The organism is Streptomyces sp. NPDC042638 (assembly GCF_040647235.1).
Taxonomy (GTDB): domain Bacteria; phylum Actinomycetota; class Actinomycetes; order Streptomycetales; family Streptomycetaceae; genus Streptomyces; species Streptomyces rameus.
On record NZ_JBEZBT010000141.1, the window covers coordinates 1 to 3,003 of the forward strand.

A 3,003-nucleotide genomic window follows, 5' to 3' on the forward strand; every position below is an offset into this window, starting at 1 on the left:
CCTCGAAGACCACCTCACGCAACGGCCGGTCCAACAACCCGTCGAACCGCGCACACACCTCATCGAAGGCTTCGGCGAACACCGGGAACGCCTCATACAGCTCCCGGCCCATACCCGCCCGCTGACTGCCCTGGCCCGAGAACAGCACCGCCAGCTTCCCCGGCACCACCTGCCCCCGCACCACACCGGCCACCGGCTCACCCACCACCAACGACGACAACCCAGCCGCAAAACCAGCCCGCTCACCCGCCAACACCACAGCCCGATGCTCAAACACCGACCGCGACGCCACCAGCGAGAACCCGACATCCACCGGCGACAACCCGCCCACGGAGGCGGCCAACCGCTCCGCCTGCCCCCGCAACGCAGCCTCGGACTTCGCCGACACCACCCACGGCACCAACGTCGGCCCCGCACCGACACGGCCATCCGCAACCGGAACCACAGCCGGGACCGGAGCCGCAGCCGGAGGGGCCTGCTCCAGGATCACGTGCGCGTTCGTGCCACTGATACCGAACGACGACACACCCGCCCGCCGCGCCTGGCCACTGTCCGGCCAGGCCACCGACTCGGTCAGCAGCTCGACAGCACCGGCCGACCAGTCCACGTGCGGTGACGGCTCGTCCACGTGCAGCGTCCGCGGCAGCAGACCGTGCTGCATCGCCTGAACCATCTTGATGACGCCCGCGACACCCGCCGCCGCCTGTGTGTGACCGATGTTCGACTTGATCGAACCCAGCCACAGCGGCCGGTCCTCCGGCCGGTCCTGGCCGTACGTCGCCAGCAGCGCCTGCGCCTCGATCGGGTCACCCAGCTTCGTCCCCGTACCGTGCGCCTCCACCACATCCACCTGGGAGGCGGACAGCCCCGCACTCGCCAGCGCGGAACGGATCACCCGCTGCTGCGACGGACCGTTCGGCGCGGAGAGGCCGTTGCTCGCACCGTCCTGGTTCACCGCCGAACCACGCACCACCGCCAAAACCTGGTGACCGTTGCGCTCGGCATCCGACAGCCGCTCCAACAGCAGCATGCCCGCGCCCTCGGCCCAGCCGGTGCCGTCCGCACCCGCCGCGAACGCCTTGCAACGGCCGTCCGCCGCGACGCCCTGCTGTCGGCTGAACTCCACGAAGAGTCCGGGCGTGGCCATCACCGTGACTCCACCGGCCAGCGCGAGGGAGCACTCGCCCTGACGCAGGGACTGCACGGCCAGGTGCAGGGCCACCAGCGACGACGAACACGCCGTGTCCACCGTCACCGCAGGACCCTCGAACCCGAACGTGTACGAGATACGGCCCGAGGCAGCGCTCACACTGCTTCCGGTGAGGAGGTACCCCTGAAGGCCGTCGGAGGCATCGTGCATCCGGGGGCCGTAGTCCTGGGCCATGGCGCCGACGAAGACACCCGTCCCGTCCCGCCACCGGCCGTCCGGGGCGATGCCGGCCCGCTCGAACGCCTCCCACGACGTCTCCAGCAACAACCGCTGCTGCGGGTCCATCGCCAGCGCCTCACGCGGCGAGACACCGAAGAACGCGGGATCGAAGTCGCCCGCGTCGTAGAGGAAGCCGCCTTCGCGTGCGTACGTGGTGCCCGGCTTGCCCCTTTGCGGCGAGTACAGGGAGGCGAGGTCCCAGCCTCGGTCCGCCGGGAACCCGCTGATCGCGTCCCCCTCGGAGGCGATCAATTGCCACAGTTCCTCCGGCGATCGCACGCCGCCGGGGAACCGGCAGCCCATGCCCACGATCGCGACGGGTTCGTCGAGGGACAGGACGGGCCGGACCGGGGTGCTGCCCGAACGGTCCGAGCCCACGAGCGCAGCCCTCAGATGCCGCGAGAGAACGGCCGGGGTCGGGTAGTCGAACAGCAAGGTGGTCTGCAACCGCAGTCCGGTCGTGGTGTTCAAACGGTTACGGAACTCGACGGCACCCAGCGAGTCGAAGCCGAGTTCCTTGAACGTGCGGCCGGCGTCGACTGCCGCCGGACCCTCGTAACCCAACGTCGTGGCGACCTGGCTGAGCACCAGGTCCAGGAGCAGCTCTGTCTGCTCGTCGTCGCCCAGGGGCGCCAGGCGCCGCCGGAGCAGCGAAGCGGCATCCGCCACCGGCTCGGCCGCCCGGCCGGCATCAGGGTCGGCCGTAGTGTCGAACCAGTAACGCTGTCGTTGGAAGGCGTAGGTGGGCAGGTCGACGCGCTGGGCACCCGTACCCTTGAACACCGGCGTCCAGTCGACGGCCGCGCCCCCGACGAACGCCTCGGCCACCGACGTCAGGAAACGGAACAGACCACCCTCGTCACGACGCAGCGAACCGACAGCGGATATCGGCGTGTTGAGGTGCTCCTCAGCCGTCTGCTCGACGCCCATCGTCAGCACCGGGTGCGCACTGGACTCGATGAACAGACGGAAACCGTCATCGAGAAGGGCCCGCACGGTGTCGGCGAAGCGAACCGTCTGACGAAGATTGCGATACCAGTACCCCGCATCCAGACCGGCCGTGTCCAACACCCCAGCAGTCACCGTGGAGTAGAACGGCACCGAAGCGGCCCGCGGAGCGACCCCCGCCAGGTCACGCAGGAGTACGTCCTCGATCTCCTCCACGTGCGAGCAGTGCGAGGCGTAATCCACCGCGACACGACGAGCCCGCACACCGTCCGCCTCGCAGCCCGCCAGGAGTTCGTCCAAAGCGTCCGCGTCACCGGAAACCACCACCACAGCAGGACCGTTGACGGCCGCGACCGCGAGCCGGCCGTCCCACGCCTGCAAGCGTTCCTGTACGGCTTCCAGGGCGAGGGAGACGGACACCATCCCACCACGGCCCGACAGCGCGCGGATGGCCTTGCTCCGCAGAGCGACCACCTTCGCCCCGTCCTGAAGCGACAACGCACCGGCCACGACCGCGGCGGCGATCTCACCCTGCGAGTGACCGATCACAGCCGCCGGCTCCACACCGTACGACCGCCACACCTCGGCGAGGGAGACCATCACAGCCCACAACACCGGCTGGACGA

The 3,003-nt window shown here is 69.6% G+C and carries 1 protein-coding gene; it reads right to left on the reverse strand.

Annotated features, from left to right (window positions below; all coding sequences use genetic code 11):
* The coding region (locus AB0B40_RS38090; protein ID WP_362268219.1) for a beta-ketoacyl synthase N-terminal-like domain-containing protein at positions 1-2,977 on the reverse strand (2,977 nt) is incomplete at its 3' end.
* Positions 2,978-3,003: the final 26 nt, after the last annotated feature.